Genomic DNA, 18,421 nt, shown 5'->3' on the forward strand with positions numbered 1-18,421 from the left:
CTAAACCGAACTCACATGACGATATGTGCAGATTTGAGGAAACCGCCGAACATTGAACGAATTAAAATTGAAAACTACTGTAATTAAGCTGCCGTATTTTCACATTGTCTGCTGGAAACAACTCTCAATTTGCTTTAGTATATTCTTATTACTGCTAACATCATTGACGGTAAGCGCCGCGCCGTTTATAGAACAGCTTGGATCAAAAGACGGTTTATCAAATAACGAGGTAAGATGCATTTTTCAGGACTCCCGCGGGTTTATGTGGTTTGGCACTTACGATGGGCTGAACCGCTATGACGGCTATGATTTTAAAGTCTTCAGAAATAATCCGAAAGATCCGGGGTCAATCATTCACAGCTTTATCAATGCCATTGCAGAAGACAGTAAACACGCCATGTGGATTGGTACCCGACAAGGCGTAAGCGTACTTGATCCAATCACTTTAAAATTCACAAAGGTTTTTTCCTTCCAACCAGGAATTCGAATTAGTCAAAAACTTACTTCCTTTGTTACTTCAATTAAAACTGACAAAACCGGCGATATCTTTGTCGCAACTCAAAACAATGGACTTGTTATTTTTGACCATTCGTCGAAAGATCCAGGTATGGAGATACCATTTTTTGGGCCAGGCGGCAACCATTGGAATTATTCCGTTTCCACCTTATTTTTTTTCGATGAGCAACTTTTCCTTCTAATTGAAGGCAAAGGTTTGTGCATTTATGATCGCCACAACAAAAGGTTATTATTATTAAACTCTAAATTAAAAAAAGCCAGTTGTATCTATGGGGAGAATAATATGCTTTGGATTGGCACTAACGCTGGTTTGTACCGCTATAATATTGGCCTTAACAGCTTTGAGCCGGCTTTGACAGAAACAGATGGCGGCCTTAGTTCGGGCAGGATAACTTGTTTAAAAGCTATGCCCGGTGATAAACTGTGGATTGGTACTGATGGAGGGGGAATTAGCATACTTAACAAAAAGACCGGAAGGGTAACCTATCTCACCGGGGGCTTTCGCAGACATGCCTTGTCCAGCAATGCCGTTTACTCGATATTTCTGGATAACGAAAACAGAAAATGGATTGGCACTTTACGGGGTGGAATCAACATAATTGATGATGTAAAAAACAGATTTCAGAATATAGTTCAAGACCCCACGCTTTCCAATAGTTTAATAAACAATTTTGTGAAATCGCTTTATGAGGACACAAAGGACCGGATTTGGATTGGCACCGATGGAGGCGGGCTCAGTATTTGGGATCGCAAAAATGAAAAATATGAAAATTACGTTTATAAAAAGAATCAGTATGGTAGCCTAAGCTCCAATTTCATTACCAGCATCAAACAGGATTATACCGGCAAAATCTGGGTGGCAACTTACAGTTCCGGTATCGATCTTTTCCAGCCAAAGACAAAAACCTTTAAAACATATGTCGGCCTGGACGAACAAGGCAAAGCAAATCACAAATTTTTTTGGTTGCTTTTTGAAGATCACTTTAAAAATTTATGGGCAAGCGGCCTCCAGGATGGCCTTTTTCTTTATGACCGGGCAAATGACCAGTTCAGGCTTTTTGATCCTTCTGTTAAAAACATATTAGCTTTCCATGAAGACTTGAATGGACAACTGTGGGCAGGAACGTTTGATGGTTTGTTCCGATTAGACATTAAGAATAAAAAACACCTGTATTACGCAATAGGTAAACCTGTAAGGGCTATTCACGAAGATAAAAAACAACAGTTTTGGATAGGGACGGAAGCGGGTTTGATGCTGTTTAACAAGAATCGGAAGGCAGTAGTAAAACAGTTTACTACAGACGACGGGTTAAGCAGTAATAACGTCCTTGGTATTGAGGAAGAAAAGGGAGGAGACCTTTGGTTGAGCACGTTTAACGGACTTTCAAAATTCAATTCGAAAAGTGGAAAGTTTACCAATTTTACCCAAAGCGATGGATTGCAAAATAAGGAGTTCAACTTTAATGCGTCGTTAACGCTTCGTTCAGGCGAAATGGCATTTGGCGGGATCAACGGTTTAAGCATATTTTTGCCAGAGAAGATCCTTCCCCTTAAGAATAAGCCAAACCTGGTTGCAACCGCAATAAACCTTAATAATCATTCTATTAACGATCAGGCAAATTATATATCGGCGATTACAGATCAACAAATTTCTGAAATCACTGTACCATATAACCAGGCTTCCTTATCGGTCAAATTTGCGGCTATAGAATTTACGGCTCAGGAACGCATCAATTATAGGTACGTGATGAAAGGTTGGGATCGCGGATGGAACAATTCAGGGCAGAATCGCAATGCCGTATATACGCGACTTAATCCCGGAACCTATACCCTACTCATCAATTGCACCAATGCTGAAGGGCAATGGATCAGCAAAACAATTTCGTTGCGGGTAATCGTTCTGCCTCCCTGGTATCTCACATGGTGGGCCATTGCGTTTTATATCGGTATATTAATTTGCTGCGTCTATTGGTTCCTGAACTATCGATTTAGGGAAACTCGTTTACGATATGAAATTAAAATCGCAAAAGCAAACGCAGACAATCAACAGAAACTTCAAGAAAAAGAAAGGGAACTTAACGAAAGACGGGTAGAGTTTTTCACGGGAATTTCTCACGAATTTAGAACACCGCTATCGTTAATTATAAATCCGATTAAAGATATTTTGACACGCAATGGAAATGAAAACAGGAACGATTTAAGTTTGGTGTATCGAAATGCGAGAAGGTTACTCAGCCTTGTCGATCAACTTCTCCTGTTTCGAAAAGCGGAGGCAGGTGCTGAAAATATTTGCGTCACACCTCTAAATATTGGTATGGTTTGTCAAGAAGTCTTCCTTTGCTTCGTCCAGCAAGCTAAAGCGGCGGACTTGACATTTGAATTGACGGTACCTGAAGAAGAAGTGATAATTTATGGGGAGCGGGAAAAGATCGAAATCATATTATTCAATTTGATTTCAAATGCAATAAAATATTCGCCGCATGGAAAAATTGTAAAAGTGCAGCTCCACTCCAACCAGGATGACGTTTTAATTAAAGTTATAGATAACGGGAACGGAATTCCAACGACGATCGGCGATAAGATCTTTAACAAATTTTATCGTTCGAGAGATGCTGGCCATCCCGTTAAAGCCGGTTTCGGTATTGGCCTTTATCTCGCTAAACAATTTACGGGCGATCATTTTGGAACGCTTACGTATGAAAGTGCTCCCGGCTCAGGAACAACTTTCTTGCTTAAACTTAAAAAAGGCATTGCACATTACCCTGAAAATGCCGTTTCACTGATTGCGGATTCATCTTCCGAAATATTAAGTGAACTATCTGATCAGCCTTTGGTGCTGAATGACAATTTAGGTGTTAACGTAAAAACTGAAGAGTTTTTGGGAATGGATATCTTTTCAGATAAAAAATCGGTCCTAATCATTGATGATGACCTTGATATACGAAAATATATCAAAAGTATACTGGAAAGCCAGTATATAATTTTCGAGGCAGAAGATGGTAACTCCGGATTACTTTTGGCAAGGGAAAAGAATCCTTCGCTTATCATTTGCGATGTTATGATGCCTGGAATGAACGGGCTTGAACTGTGCTCTCTAATCAAGAAGGATCCGTCGATGAATTTTATTCCGATGATTTTGTTAACTGCATCCTCCTCGCCGGAAGGAAAAATAAAAGGGCTGGAAAGCGGTGCGGATGATTATATCAGTAAACCTTTTGAAAGTGACGTTCTCACGGCGAGGGTTGCCAACCTTTTGTTGATCAGAAGTAACCTGCAAAATTATTTCTATAACGCGATCACTCTTAAATCTGCTGAGATAAATATTTCTGATGAATACAAACAGTTCCTCGAAAAATGCATAACCATCGTTGAATCTCATATGACAGATTCAAACTTCAATACTCAAATGCTTGCTGCAGAACTTGGCGTTAGCCGTTCTAATCTTTTCCGCAAAGTGAAATCATTGTCTGGTCATAACATCAACGGATTCATCAGATTTATACGTCTTCGTAAAGCCGCTGAATTGTTGATCCAAACTGAGCTCAACGTTAATGAAGTGGCTCTGGGAACTGGTTTTAACGAAATAAAGTATTTCAGGACGCAGTTCCACAAGTTATTCAAAACAAACCCTTCGGATTTTGCCAAACAAAACCGCCGGATTTTCAAAAAGAAATATAACGTCATCGATTAATAATCAAAACGGCCGGTCGGTATGTCTTAATCACTTACAGGACTTTTATGGCCAAATTATACCCTTTAAATGACCGTTTTCTACCCTATATTTCTGACAGAATCCCATCATTTTAGCTTCTGCAAAACCAAATTATAACGCGTCGTTAAACTTTTACTTTTCAGAACCCACAACTGTTAATTCATAAGTGTTCTGGCGAAGCTGTTGACGGAGTTTTTTAAAGTTGCTAAGCTATAAACCACATATGAGTAATAACAATCAATTATCAATCTGGTGGGATGAATCCCGACTGGGTAATGTTAAATCCTTCGGACAAATTCATCATGCATTATACCCTTCCTTATACCGCTATATTTTTAAGATAATTAAAGACGATGACATCTGTCAAGATCTTCTCCAGGACCTTTTTGTAAAATTGTGGGAAAAAAAAGAGGCCATCGGTGCCATTAGTTTTGTAAAAGTTTACTTCTTCAGAACAGCCAGATCTTTAACTATCAATCATCTCAAATGCATTAGAAACCAAAATGTGCCGTTTGAAGAAGGAATGGAAGCTGACTTTGTTTTTTCGCAAGAGGAAATTGTCGTAAAAGATGAAAGTCACTCGGAATTGTCCAAAATGCTAACAATCGCATTAAATACCTTGCCTAAAAGGCAGCGCGAAATGATATTTTTAAAGTACTTCGATGGATGGGATTATGACGAAATTGCCGCCGTGACGGGTATTAATTATCAATCTGTGGTAAATCACGTTCATCGGGGGATCGTCCATTTAAGAAACCGAACGGCAGATAAAAACTCACTTAATTTCCTTCTTGCCGTTTAGTCCTTTAAAGGCCGGCTATTTTGATTCATACAAAACTTCGCCAGTTTATGTCACGTTTCCATCACCATCAATCCTTTTTTCAGAACATTTGATAATCCTATCAAAAATGTCCTTGGCTTCTTAAAAGTAAGTTATCATAATTACGCTTGCCTGTTAAACAACAAAGGGGCAGCCGGTTGATAATCTGCCCTAAACCTACAGGCTACATTCACCCAATCATCCGGGTTTTATAAATCCGCTACTCAATTATCGGGCATTCAGCATAGACCATTGGCTTAAATGGTTTAACTCCGGGCTATTCCTATAAACTCCATTAAAAAATTTGGCTTCAATGAAGAGTATACATATCGTGTTATCCTGTCTATTGAACAATAACCAATTATGAAGATTTGATGCTCAAAACAACGAATCTATTTACTAACCAATTAACACACAATTAAATTGAAGAATTATGATTAATTTTTACAGTAAAAAATGGCGGATAGCCCGTATATCCGTCCTGCTGTTGGCGTTGCTTTCCTCCAATACCGTGTTTGGGCAAACCCAAACGGTTATAGGAAAGGTGATTGATTCAGAGACCGGCGAAGCTGTCGTCGGAGCAACAATAACAATTTCTAATTCAACAACCGGAGTTGCTGCCGATGTTAATGGCAAATTTAAAATCAATGTTCCGCCCAAGGGCCTTCTACATTTCAACAGTATCGGCTATGTCAGCTTGAACGTTCCGGCTGATTTTGATAAAGAAATGATTATCAAGCTATCCCCAAATAAAACCGGGTTAAATGAAGTCATCGTCGTGGCCTACGGTACGCAAAAGAAACCTTCAGTTGTTGGGGCAATCTCCACGGTAAGCTCTAAAGTATTTGAAGATAGAGGCCCAACTAATAACCCTATTGCAAACTTGCAGGGACAAGTACCGGGAATGGTAGTTACCAGGTCGTCAGCGCAACCTGGTCGCGAAAATTGGAATTTTCAAATAAGAGGCGCTACATCTGTCAACGGGCAGGACCCATTAATCATTTTAGACAATGTTGCCCTTAATAATAATAACGAATTGAATTCGCTAAATCCGGACGACATCGATAATATCTCCGTGTTAAAAGACGGAGCTGCCTCTATTTATGGTGCCCGCGCCGCATATGGGGTTGTGCTCATTACAACCAAAAAAGGGAAAAGCGGCAAAATGCAAATTCAATATAGCCCTTCGGTATCACAAAAAGTTGTAGGGCTTCAGCCTAAGATGGCAAATATTGACCAATGGGCAGACGGCTTACTCCAGGCAAAAATAAATGATAATTATGGAGTAATTCCGGCTACCGATCTATGGTATCAAATGGCCAATTTTGCTAAAGCAAACAAAGGTACAGTTGTATCGGCATCCCAAATTCCAGGTAACACGACTGGAGGAATTACAGCTAACTCCTTTTATAATGGGCTGCCTGTACCAGCCTTTCTCGATGTAAAGGAACTTGACTTTATCGACGTATCACTGCAGCAATTCCTATGGGGCCGTGCCACCTCTACCCAGCACAATTTGAGCATCTCGGGTGGTTCAGAAAAAAACACGTATCGTGTTTCGCTGGGCTATTTGAATGACGGCAGCCAGCTGAAAATTGGCAACAACGGCAACCAGCGTTATAACCTGCGTTTCAATAATAGTTTCAGATTCAGCGATAAGGTGCAGATAGAAACAAATATTGCGTTAGAAAAAAATGATATTCAGCAGCCCACTATGTATACAACAGGTAGCTATAGTGCACTCGGCAACGGCTTTCAAATAGGTTTGCCAATGTACACACAATCCGGTCGCCCGTATCAATGGGGAGGTGTTACCAGCCCCGCGGGATTATTACGAGACGGTGGAGACAATCTTGAATTTAATTCTCGTGCATTGTTAAATACGTCTCTAACGTACAACTTCGCAAAACACCTTACTTTCTCAGGTACTGCGGGATATAATGTGTGGTGGCAGGATGCAAGGGTACAAACTAAAACAGTTCGCCTATATTCTTACGATGATAAATACCTAACCGGTACCACAGCTCCATCCGGGGGCTCCACAGGCGGAAGTCAAAACTATTTCAGGCAAAACATTAACGATCCATACTATAATTTGATTGGACGAATGACCTATACCAATCAGTTCAATAATATACACGATATATCATTCATGATCGGTAGCTCGTACGAGCGTGATGAGTATGATTTGTTTAACACAACCACCTATAATATCGGCAGTGATGATATACCATCCCTGAATTTGGGTTTGACCAGCTCGGTTGGTGGGTTTGTGACAAATAATGAGGTACGTAATCATTATGCCCTTGGCTCTTATTTCGCCAGAGCAACTTACGCTTTTAAAGGCAAGTACCTTTTTGAAGCTACCGGAAGATATGATGGTTCCTCGAAATTTATCGCCTCTACGCGCTGGAAACCTTTTTACAGCTTCATGGGTGGATGGCGATTAAGTGAGGAAAATTTTATTAAAAACACAAATATATTCACCGAACTAAAGATTCGCGCCTCTTACGCTACGGCAGGCAGCCAGGGTGGCATAGGTTTATATGATTACCTGCAATCTCTTAATGTGAGCAGTAGCGGAACTTTGTTAGGATCGACAATTGCGACCGCAACAAGCACTACCGGCAACCTTGTATCACTTAACCGTACTTGGGAAACGGTAATTAAAAGGAACTTAGGGATTGACTTTGGTGTGTTAAACGGGCATCTGAATGGCACTTTTGAGTTATTCCGCAATCAGAATAAGAACATGCTTGTAAGTGTTACCTACCCGGGAGTTTTAGGTATCGGCGCACCGCAATCTAATAACGGCAACTTAAAAACCTGGGGATGGGAAGGTCAGTTAACCTGGAAGGATCATATAGGCCAGGTTAACTATTCGATTTCGGGAAACATAACCGACAGCCAAAACAAACTTGTATATTTTAATGGCGTGCCTGCTTTGGGCCCGGGATATAATGCAACGGTAGAGGGTTACCCTCTTGGTTCCTATTTCGGTTTAAAATATGGCGGACGCTTTCAAACTCAGGCGGAAGTTGACGCCTACAATGCGAAATTTTACAATCCCGGTGGCGCAACTAACACCATTGGTATCCCGATTGCCAGCCCCCTAACTAATCTGCCGGGCCAAAATTCGGGGTTGCGTCCGGGTGATAATTATTATGTAGACGTCAACGGCGATGGAAAGCTTACCAGTGGAACTTCCACTGCAGATATGGGCGATCTGGTATTTTTAGGTAGTGACGTACCCCGCTATACCTTTGGTATGGCCCTGTCATTGCAATGGAAAGGTTTTGATTTTACGAGCATTTTCCAGGGTGTTGGTAAAAGAACTATTTTCCGGGCTAACGGTAGCGCCAACAATTGGCGGGTTCCATATACCGCACTTGGACAAGCACAGACTACACAATGGATAGGCGACACCTGGACCCCCGAAAACACTAATGCTTACTATCCAAATCTGCACGCTAATGGAATCAACGGTTACAATTATCAAATATCAAGCTGGTCGATAGAGAATGGCGCGTACGTGCGTTTAAAAAATCTGGTAATTGGCTACACATTGCCAAAGGCACTGCTTCAACGCACAAAAGCGATAAGCGGCTTAAGAATTTATATCTCGGGAAGCGACCTGTGGGAAATTAGTGGCATCCATGACAGCTGGGACCCGGAAGTAACACGTACCACCCAGGGAAACGAACGCTACCCCTTCTACCGCTATGTAACTTTAGGTGCAAACATTACATTTTAATTAAATCGACATGAAAAATATTTCACAAACTATTTTTTACTCTCTGCTACTGCTGATGACAACGGCGCAGCTTAGTTGTAACAAAGTACTTGATCTGAAACCTCAGGATCAACTTTCCGAGGCCGCATATTTTAAAACGGCCAATGATTTTAAAACGTTCGCTAATCAATATTATGGATATCTCAGGAATTTTGCTACTTCATTTGCAGATAATCCCCATTATGATGGACGGGCAGATGTGTTTGGCGGAGGCGGGGCCTTTGGTGCAGGTACAAACACGGTAGTTGCTACCGACGCCAATTGGACAAATAATTATGCCAGAATTAGAAACTGCAACTACCTGCTGGAAAAGGCAGCCGAGTTCAATGACCAAAATGCAATCGCGCAGTATGTCGCGGAAGCTAAGTTTTTTAGGGCGTATTGCTATTTTGACTTACTACAGCTGTATGGCGGTGTCCCTTTGATCACTAAAACACTAAAATTGGATTCCCCTGAACTTTACGGTGAACGAGCCTCCCGGGATGTAATAGTTGACCAGGTTGTTGCTGACCTTGAAGCTGCTATACCGAATTTACCAGCTTCGATAGCATCGAATTTGGCCGACTTCGGTCGCGTGAGCCGTCCTGCAGCTCAGGCTTTTTTAGGTCGGGTGGCACTTTATGAAGGAACCTGGCTTAAATTCCGCAACGGTGACGCGACCCGATTTAATATGCTGTTAGATAAGTCGTCAGCTTCTTCAAATGCAGCAATAACCAGTAATCAATTTGCTTTATTCGGTACGCTGGCGTCCAACGGTTTAGGCGGTAATAGCACTGTATTAGGCGATTCTGCCCAAAAATATCTTTTTATTTTAGAAAATCCGAAATCGAACCCGGCTGGCGTAACCAAATCTGCCAACCACGAATATCTCCTGGCCTATCGCTATGACGATATCAGTAAAGTTATAAACATCAATATCAGCCGTCAAGGTACTCAAATTGGCCCTCAACATAAGTTTATAAATGCTTTTTTGTGCCAAGACGGACTACCAACAGAAAAATCGCCCCTTTTTCAGGGTTTTCAAACGTATGGTTCTGAATTTGTTAATAGAGACAATCGTTTAAAATACACTATCCGAGTGAATAACATGTATTATTGGTATGGTAACGCCAACTATCGCGTTACCTGGTTAAACGACCTGGCTGATATTGCTACATCGTTAGGCAAAACGGTTCAAATTGGCGGGTATACCAATCAAAAATGGGTAACCGAACGCAATTGTCCGGATAAACTTGAATCTGAGGATTACCCTGTTATTCGTTATGCTGAAGTTTTGTTAAACTATGCTGAAGCTATTTATGAACGAAATGGCAACATTTCTGACGCTGATCTGAACAAATCTATCAATCTGGTGCGTTTACGTGCAAATAAAAACATGCCTCCCCTATCTAATGCTTTCGTTTCCGCAAATGGTTTGGATTTCCGTACCGAAATCAGACGTGAGCGATTTATTGAATTGTATTATGAAGGTTTTCGTTTTGACGATATCAAGCGCTGGCACAGTGCTGGCACTGATTTAGGGACCAACGTAGGTGGATCTGCCTACGGTAATGCAGCAGAATTTGTAAGCGCCTGGCCAGTTGGCATTAAATATACCGGAACGCAAGCACAAATTGGACCGAATCCTCTTTCGCCCGCTCCTACTAACGCACGCGACGGCAATGGTCAGCTGATTTTAGATAATACAGCTCGTAACTTTACTGAGAAAAATTATTTATATCCAATTCCAACCACGCAAATAACATTGAATCCCGCTCTAACTCAGAATCCGGGATGGTAATATGAAGAACGGAGTGCTGCGCTACCATGCAGCACTCCGTTCGTTTTAAACTGGCGTTGGTCCTCTTACTATCAACGAAATCAAGAACGCTACCAACAAAGTATCCAATACATTGAGTGTTAAAATTAATCGTTGTAAATAGTTTTGGTAACAGGGACTATGACCGTTTTTGAAGCAACATCTGCTATAATTCATCCACTTACTATTTTGAATATTGAGTATTAAACCCGGAAATATCTGTCTATATATAAGAGTTCATAAAACTATTTATACCGTCTATGATTTTTAAATACAAATTTTTGTGCATCGTCACTATCCTGTTAATTAGCCAATTATCATTTGCTGAAATCATTACTTATAAAGCTCCGAAATGTGATTTAGTCAGTACTGCATACAGCATAAAAATAAGAGAACACAGTAATTCCTGGTTACCTTTGGACGTTTACCAGGCGCGTGTAGCCAATGTGGTTAAAACCAAAACAATCCGGGAACAAACGTCTTTTGCATACTTCGATTGTAACGGAATGGTTGAAGTGGAATTAACCATACCGGCGGGTAGAATTAATAATATTAAAATCAGGCCCCTGGCTTATGGAATTGTACCCCAAATTAAAGGCAAAACCGTTACTTTTTCAATTAATGTTAATCAGTATGTTTCTATTGAAATTAACGGAGATATTTTTCATAATCTACAACTTTTTGCAAACGAAATTGAACGATCTAAACCCACAACTAAAGACACCAGCATATTATTCTACGGGCCTGGCATACATCGCATAGGGAAAGTAAACTTACCATCCAACAAAACGGTTTACATAGCCGGCGGTGCAATTGTTGTTGGTAGCTTTTTAATGGACCATGCTAAAAATGTAAACATTACCGGCCACGGTATATTGACCCAAACTGAACCGGATTTAAACGCCACCAAACCCATTGCTACTGACGCAGGCAAAGTTAAACAAGGCCGCAGCGATTTGTTGACAATTAATTATTCTGATAACGTTCATATTGAAGGACTGATAGTACTTCCTTACCGTTATTCAATCATGATCGGACAGTCTTCAGGCGTGAAAGTAAAGCATTTTAAATCCTTTAGTTCGGAAGGGAATGCTGACGGCATTGACATTTTCTGCAGCTCCGATGTCACCCTGGACCATATCTTCATGCGAAACTCGGATGACTGTATTGCAATTTATGGGCACCGCTGGAACTATTTTGGAAATACCAGAAATATTACCGTAAAGGACGCTATACTTTGGGCCGATGTAGCCCATCCTATACTGATCGGCACTCATGGTGATTCGCAAAATCCTGATACCCTTGAAAATATCAAGTTCAACAATATTCAAATCCTGGATCAACATGAAAATCAAATTGATTATCAGGGATGTATGTCGCTTAATTCTGGTGACAGTAATCTTATCCGCAATGTAATATTTCAGGACGTAACTATTGAAAATATCAGGAAAGGGCAGTTAGTGAACCTACGAGTGATGTATAATGCAAAATATAATACCTCTCCTGGGGCCGGAATCGAAAATGTATTGTTTAAAAACATCTTTTATAAGGGTGAAAATGCGACATTATCCATTATCACTGGTTATGATGACAAAAGAAAGATCAAACACGTAGTTTTTGACAACCTAAATATCAATGGTAAATGCATCACAGATAATATGGCAGAAAAGCCTGGCTTTTATAAAACAGGTGATATGGCTAACTTCTTTATTGGTGAACACACAGAAGAAATTAAATTTATTAATAGTCAATCTGATCATAATTGAAAGTTTTCTTGTTTTAATCAAACAAAGGTACTGTAAACTTGCTATCGGCATCAGTTTCGTCCAAGTGTGCATAAGGAGAGAAAGTTTTTACGCTTAGCTCGTTCTTTTTTACCGAAAACTTATACAAGCGCATTAATCCGTTACCACCGTTCGGGCGGCTTTGATAATCGGACAGGAATGCTTTAATGTTATGGCCGCCAACAGTTTCTACACGGTAGCCTTCGCCGTTATCGCCAACGTGGCCGCTAAGCATCATAAACAGGTTAGGATTATCTTTAAGCGCTTCGAAAATGGCTTTGCCTTCTGCATTAAAAGGCGCTTGCGGCGTATTGCTTCCGGTAACCGGGCCGAAATGCAAAATTGAATGGCTTACCACAATAGCCTTGCGCGACACATTTTTCTTCAGCACGTCGTTTGCCCAGCTATACAGGTTAGCCTGGTCTTCGTTATGCGAATCGAACTCTAAGAATACAACGATAAAATCGCGCCCACCGGCGGTGAATAGGTCGTAGTGGCTATCATTATTTGTACCATAATGTCCGCCATAATATGGGCGGCCTTCAAAATGCTTTATGCCGAAGTACTGGTTATATCCGTTGGTAGTTCCCTTAACTGGATATTGTGCCGGGAACTGGTCGTGGTTGCCTACGGTTAATCCGTAAGGAATACTCACCGGGCTCTCCAGGCCGTAAAGCGCAGTTTTCGCCAGGTACCATTCAGAGCGCGAAGTTACCGGGTTATCGCCGTGTTCGGTGATATCACCCATGTGGGCCACGTAAGCTATATTTTCCTTTTCCTGGTTCTTCTGGATCCAGTCTATCTGTGCCTTAAACATATCAAAGTTGCCACCAAGCTGTGCCTGGGCCAGGTAATATTGGGTATCAGGCATCACGGCGATAGAAAAATCGCCATCCTTAACTTTGGCGGCAGGGCCTGGAGTATTAAGTACCGTATTGTCTTTATCGGCATTAACAACAGGGCCAGTTTGCGCGCGTAAAAAAAATGGCGCTAAAGTCAAACACGATATCAGAGCGCTTTTTATGAAGAGGTTAGAATTCATGATGAAATGTGGATATAGAATTATTAAATATTATAGATTAAAAGATACCATTGCCCTGATGGTGTAGCCATTTTGCGTGGCAGTGTTGCCCACATCGCGGATGGCGCCAGAACCGGGTACGGTACTGTGCGTTGCGTAAAATACTGCGCCGCCACTTGCCGAGAATGAGAACCGCGAGTTTGCCGGCGTTATATTTAAAGACGGACCGATAAGCAGTTTAGCGCCACCTTCGGCTTCATCTGCTTCCCAAAAGCCTTCCAGGTCCTGCCCCATCGCCTCGAACCCGGCGAATACAGGCCCTACTAATCGGTGTTGAAAACCAAAGCTGGTCACGAGGTCTATGCCATCGCGGCTGCCAGAGAAGGCTTTTTCTACGCGAAGGTTGCCACCCAAACGCCAGCGTGGTGCTTCGTAGGAAGCGGTGAAACGGCTGAACACAGCGCCCACGCTGGAAAAATCGCGGTTTGCGCCAAGGCCCAGGCCGAAACGTGCGCCGTAGGCTTGCCTGCCGCCCACAAAATCGTGGATGACCTCGGCCTGCTGGGCGCTGTTCAGGCCACCATTACGGGCGAAACCAAGGTTGGCATTTGCGTAAAAAGTGAAGCGGTTACCCAGGTAACCTTTTATGGCTATTTGCTGTGCAGCACCATCGTACCCAAACTGACCCGATGTACGCTCGGCATAATTGGTACTGGCATTTATGGCCCAATAAGCATTACTGCCGGTAAGTGTGTTCACCGAGAACAAAAACGGTTGTACCGCTCCCCTGCCAGTAGCATTCACAGCTCTCATATCCGTTACGGATTGTGCGCGCATTGTTGCTGTAGCTAACAGCAATACAAGCATAGCAAAAAATGATCTTTTCATATTATGTGTGTTTTGGTTATACTATTTCAAAATTTCTTTAGTCAAGGTGCCTTTACCATCGTTTGGTAAACCTAATCGTCGTCATCTTCCTTTTTTTGTTCCAGTATAACGAACGCACTGCGTTTTGGGGCGGGCATTACAGCATTCTCGCCTTTCACGGCTTTCCAGATAACTTCGTTCATATCGCGGTCGGGCACTTTGTCTTCATTGGCAAGGTTGAAAGATTCCGAGCGCTTACTGCTTTGGTTTACGGCAACATTGCGCACATCAATATCTACCTGCGCGTCTATCTTTTTATAAGGGCTGAAATCGGGCTTGCTGGTAAAGCAATCGTACATCGGCAATGCACCGGCGTCGTACTGGCTCATAGGGGGTAAACCCAGGATGAGTTCGATAGTGCGCAGCATGCCCGATGTGGAATACATGCCATGAATAACCGCATTGCGTTTTACATACGGGCCAATAACGTAGGCGGGAGAGCGATGTGCATCAACATGATCAGGCCCGGCCTGTGCATCATCCTCCAGTATAAATACAACAGATTCTTTCCAGATGGCGCTTTGCGATAAGTGCTCGATGATCCGCCCCACTGCCAAATCATTATCCGCCACAGCTGCAATAGGCGAGTATTCTCCAATTTTTTGCCCGCTGGTATGATAATCAGAAATGCGAAGCGTACTGAACTGCGGCACGGCGTTATTTACCAGCAGAGAATCGAAATCGTGTTCCCAGGCATCGGCACGTACCTGGTCTTTAATTTTCATGTTAAAGCCTGGCGAGCGCGGTGACATATGCCCTTGCAGGGATTTTATCTGCGCCTTCGCATAACTGCCAAACTCTCCGTAGCTGCGGTAGGTAACGCCGGCACGTTGGCAGTAATCCCATATATATCCATCCCTTGGCCCGGATGCTGCTCCGCTGTAAGCCGGCCCGCGCGCACTGTAATTGGTAGGCCAGGTTTTTTCTATCACATCGGTAGCGTAGGCCGCCATGCTCCAGTTATGGCCGTCTGCACTCACCTCGGCATCTACATAAAAATTATCCAGCAGTACAAACTGATCGGCAAATGCATGCTGATTGGGGGTTATCTTTCTGCCAAATATGCAAAGCGAAGTATCGCCGTTGCCGTTTGGCATATCGCCCAAAACCTGGTCGTAGGTGCGGTTTTCTTTTATGATGTAGAATACGTATTTGATGGGCGATTTCTCGCCAACCTTACGAGGGATGGGGTTGCCGGCCTCACCATCGGCGGTGATGGTACGCTTAGTATTAAAGGGCGTATTGGCATAAACCTGCCTGGTGTATAGTTTTTGCTGTTCGGGCTTAGGGCCGTCTATAAAAGACAGCGAGCCTTTAAACAGACCACCAATATACTGGATCTCGCTTTTAGCGGTTTGCCCAACATGCTCGCCAATGTTATTGTCCCTGGCAAAAGGTTGCGGGCCGTGCGGATTGGCTTTGGAGGTTAAGCCCTTTCCGTTAGCAACGATGATCTTGCTGCCAAGCGTTTTAATATTTGTGGGATACCAGCCTACCGGTATAAAGCCCAAACTTTTGCTATTGCCCGGTTTGGTTACATCAAATACGGCCAGGCAGTTATTATCGGCATTGGCAACGTACAGCGTGCGCTCATCGGCGGAGAGTGCCAGTCCGTTTGTGGTAGACCCGGCCAGCTTTGTTGGATACAAAACGGTGGAAATGGTTTCATGCACCTTACCGGTTTTAATATCAATAACCGATACGGTGTTATCATTGGCATTAGCCACAAAAAGCACCGTTCCTTTTTTATTCAATAGCAACTCGTTGGGGTGGTCGCCGGTGTTAATGGTGCTTTCGATGCTCTGTGTATCGGTATTATATAAAGCTATTTTACCTAATCCCCATAACGAGATGTACAACGTTTTTTCGTTTGGGCTCAGGGTGCAGGCATAGGCCATGCCCGGCAATGGTACTTTTTTTATAACGCTGTGCGCAATAGGGTCCAGCACGTATAAGCTGCTATCTTCTTTAGTTACCGCATACAAGCGAGTGTTAGTTTTGGTTATCGCCAGGCCGGTCGGGCAAATTTTACCTTTCGGGAACGGCAGGCCAAGCTTTATGGTATCGGCTTTACCCAGCTTATTGCTTTCGATATTAAAATCGAGCACAAGGTTATCATATCCGCCCGATACGTATAGATGCTGCCCATTGTGACTAAAGGCAAGCCCATACCACGATTTTGCCAATATGCGTTCGTCCAACAGTTTTTCGCTCTTAGGATCGAACAATTGCACCGACTGCGTGCTTTGCCCGTTGTTGGTAACAGCCAACAATCTACCACTGGCGCTCAACTGCATGTTAAGCGGCAGGTCGCCGGTAGCCAGGGATCGCCCGGCCGGGCTCAATTTCCAGCCGTTGGGCAGTAATACCTGCCCTGAACTTTTTATTTTACCGGGTACCTGTGCCTGCGCGTAAAAGCAAAGCATTAACAAGAACGCCGTTCCCAGCGCCCTTGTTGTTGATAACGTATTATAGCGATATGCCATGTTTGTTTGGTTTTAAAATGAATAACCGGGGTTTTGTGGCATGCCTGGATTAAGGTTCCTCTCCGGCAGGGGTACCGGGAATAAGAATTTATAAGCCTGAATATCAAAAGCGTTTGCCTCCAGGTTTGTATAGGTGGTTTTTGCTTTTGCTGCATAGGCCTGCATAATGCTCAAACCCGTAGCACTGCGCTGGATATCGTGGAAACGTTTGTTCTCAAAGGCCAGTTCTACGCGGCGTTCGTGCATAATAATGTCGCGCAATTTAGAGGGGTCGCTTTCGGTTACGTTTGGTAAACCGGCCCGGGTACGTACAGCGTTCAACGCTGTTAGCGGCGATTTGCCTTGCTCATTCTGCGCTTCGGCTAATAATAAAAGCGCTTCCGAGTAACGGTAGATTGGCCAATCGTCGTTAGAGTTTGTTGTGGCTACGTAAGGGCCGTGTACATACTTTTTAATGAATGGTGTATAGGCTTTACCGGCAGTTGGCACATAGCCTGCAGCGTTTTTAACCGCCGAGATCTTTATTACAAAGCTGGCATCGTTAGTACCTTCGGCAATACCTATAGAGGCATCTAAACGCTTATCGTTGGGTTCGTAAGCAGCTAACAGATCGAAAGATGGAATGTTCCAGCCCGAACCTGAGGTATTGCTCGGGAAAGCAGTACCCGTGATCAGTGCTGTACTAGTGGTTTTGGGTAAAAACTGGAAGATAACCGTATTAGGTTGTGTACCCACAGCAGTACCCTCGAGGTATTGTACTTCAAAAAGAGATTCTTTACCGTTTTTATTGGTCGGCAAAAATGCATCAGCGTAGTTGGCGTTAAGGCTGTAGCCCATTGCCGGCAGGGTGTTCAATAACGCTTCTGCCTCGGCATATTTCTTTTGTGTTACGTATACATCAGCCAGGAGCATCGTAGCAGAACCCTTAGTAGCCTCACCAGACTGCGGGAATTTGGCCGGTGGCAATAATTCGCTGATGGCATCCTTTGCGTCAGATACGATCTGCGCGTAAACTTCATCAGCAGTAGACCGGTCTTTAAAAGCATCCTCGGCTTTGGTTACCTCTTTTAAATAAAGTGGTACACCACCAAATAAGCGCACTAGTTTAAAGTAGTTCCAGGCGCGTAAGAATTTTGCCTGGCCATCGGCACGGGCTTTACCCGCATCTGTTGCTTTTGCAGCTGCCGGAATACGGCCAATTACGATATTGGACCGCGAAATGCCGGTATAGCAATGGTAATACACGGCGTTAACGTAATCGTTATTAGCGTCATTGTTCCAGTCGGATACATTTTCGCGGTATACAGTAGCCGTACCGCGGTTATTGGGGTTAGGGATGTAGTGCGTGTTATCCGAACGCATCTCCGAAGTGTGGTAATCATTTATCAGCAAATCGCGAAGGGGAACATAAGCCGCAGCAACGGCCTGCTCCAACTGATCATCAGTTTGGAAGAACGTTTCCGGCGAAAGGGAATCCTGGGGAACAAGGTTTATAAAATCTTTTTTACACGATGATGTGATGACAACCAACAGCATCAGTAATATATATTTCTTTTTCATATCT

Annotated in this window: 9 protein-coding genes; 5 read left to right on the plus strand and 4 right to left on the minus strand. The window is 43.0% G+C overall.

Annotation, left to right across the window (positions count from 1 at the left end; translation table 11 throughout):
• Nucleotides 1-67: 67 nt before the first annotated feature.
• The 5 genes from IDJ77_RS02630 to IDJ77_RS02650 all read left to right on the plus strand — a co-directional run bounded on the left by IDJ77_RS02630 (nt 68) and on the right by IDJ77_RS02650 (nt 12,405).
• Nucleotides 68-4,207, plus strand: coding sequence for a hybrid sensor histidine kinase/response regulator (locus IDJ77_RS02630; protein ID WP_191187363.1), 4,140 nt, complete (start codon nt 68-70; stop codon nt 4,205-4,207).
• Nucleotides 4,208-4,451: 244 nt separating this feature from the next.
• The gene (locus IDJ77_RS02635; protein ID WP_191187364.1) at nt 4,452-5,030 is read left to right on the plus strand and encodes an RNA polymerase sigma factor; all 579 of its coding nucleotides are present in this window, start codon (nt 4,452-4,454) and stop codon (nt 5,028-5,030) included.
• Nucleotides 5,031-5,481: 451 nt separating this feature from the next.
• Complete coding sequence (locus IDJ77_RS02640; protein WP_191187365.1) at nt 5,482-8,802, plus strand: SusC/RagA family TonB-linked outer membrane protein; 3,321 nt, start codon at nt 5,482-5,484, stop codon at nt 8,800-8,802.
• A 10-nt stretch (nt 8,803-8,812) separates the two neighbouring features.
• A complete protein-coding gene (locus IDJ77_RS02645) occupies nt 8,813-10,621 on the plus strand; it encodes a RagB/SusD family nutrient uptake outer membrane protein (protein ID WP_224750933.1) in 1,809 nt (602 codons plus the stop codon).
• A 278-nt stretch (nt 10,622-10,899) separates the two neighbouring features.
• On the plus strand, nt 10,900-12,405 hold the full coding sequence (locus tag IDJ77_RS02650) for a glycosyl hydrolase family 28 protein (protein ID WP_191187366.1): 1,506 nt from the start codon (nt 10,900-10,902) through the stop codon (nt 12,403-12,405).
• A 13-nt stretch (nt 12,406-12,418) separates the two neighbouring features.
• Here IDJ77_RS02650 and IDJ77_RS02655 read toward each other — a convergent pair whose 3' ends face one another.
• The 4 genes from IDJ77_RS02655 to IDJ77_RS02670 form a co-directional block, all read right to left on the minus strand.
• Nucleotides 12,419-13,465 (minus strand): metallophosphoesterase, encoded by a 1,047-nt coding sequence (locus IDJ77_RS02655; RefSeq protein WP_191187367.1) that lies wholly within the window; start codon nt 13,463-13,465, stop codon nt 12,419-12,421.
• Between the two features lie 30 nt (nt 13,466-13,495).
• A complete protein-coding gene (locus IDJ77_RS02660) occupies nt 13,496-14,332 on the minus strand; it encodes a hypothetical protein (protein WP_191187368.1) in 837 nt (278 codons plus the stop codon).
• A 71-nt stretch (nt 14,333-14,403) separates the two neighbouring features.
• Nucleotides 14,404-16,857: a bifunctional YncE family protein/alkaline phosphatase family protein gene (locus IDJ77_RS02665; RefSeq protein ID WP_224750934.1), complete on the minus strand. Its 2,454-nt coding sequence runs from the start codon at nt 16,855-16,857 to the stop codon at nt 14,404-14,406.
• Nucleotides 16,858-16,869: 12 nt separating this feature from the next.
• Entirely contained in the window at nt 16,870-18,417 is a 1,548-nt protein-coding gene (locus tag IDJ77_RS02670) for a RagB/SusD family nutrient uptake outer membrane protein (protein ID WP_191187369.1), read from the minus strand.
• Between the last annotated feature and the right edge of the window lie 4 nt (nt 18,418-18,421).

Source organism: Mucilaginibacter pankratovii (assembly GCF_014773265.1).
Classification (GTDB): Bacteria; Bacteroidota; Bacteroidia; order Sphingobacteriales; family Sphingobacteriaceae; genus Mucilaginibacter; species Mucilaginibacter pankratovii.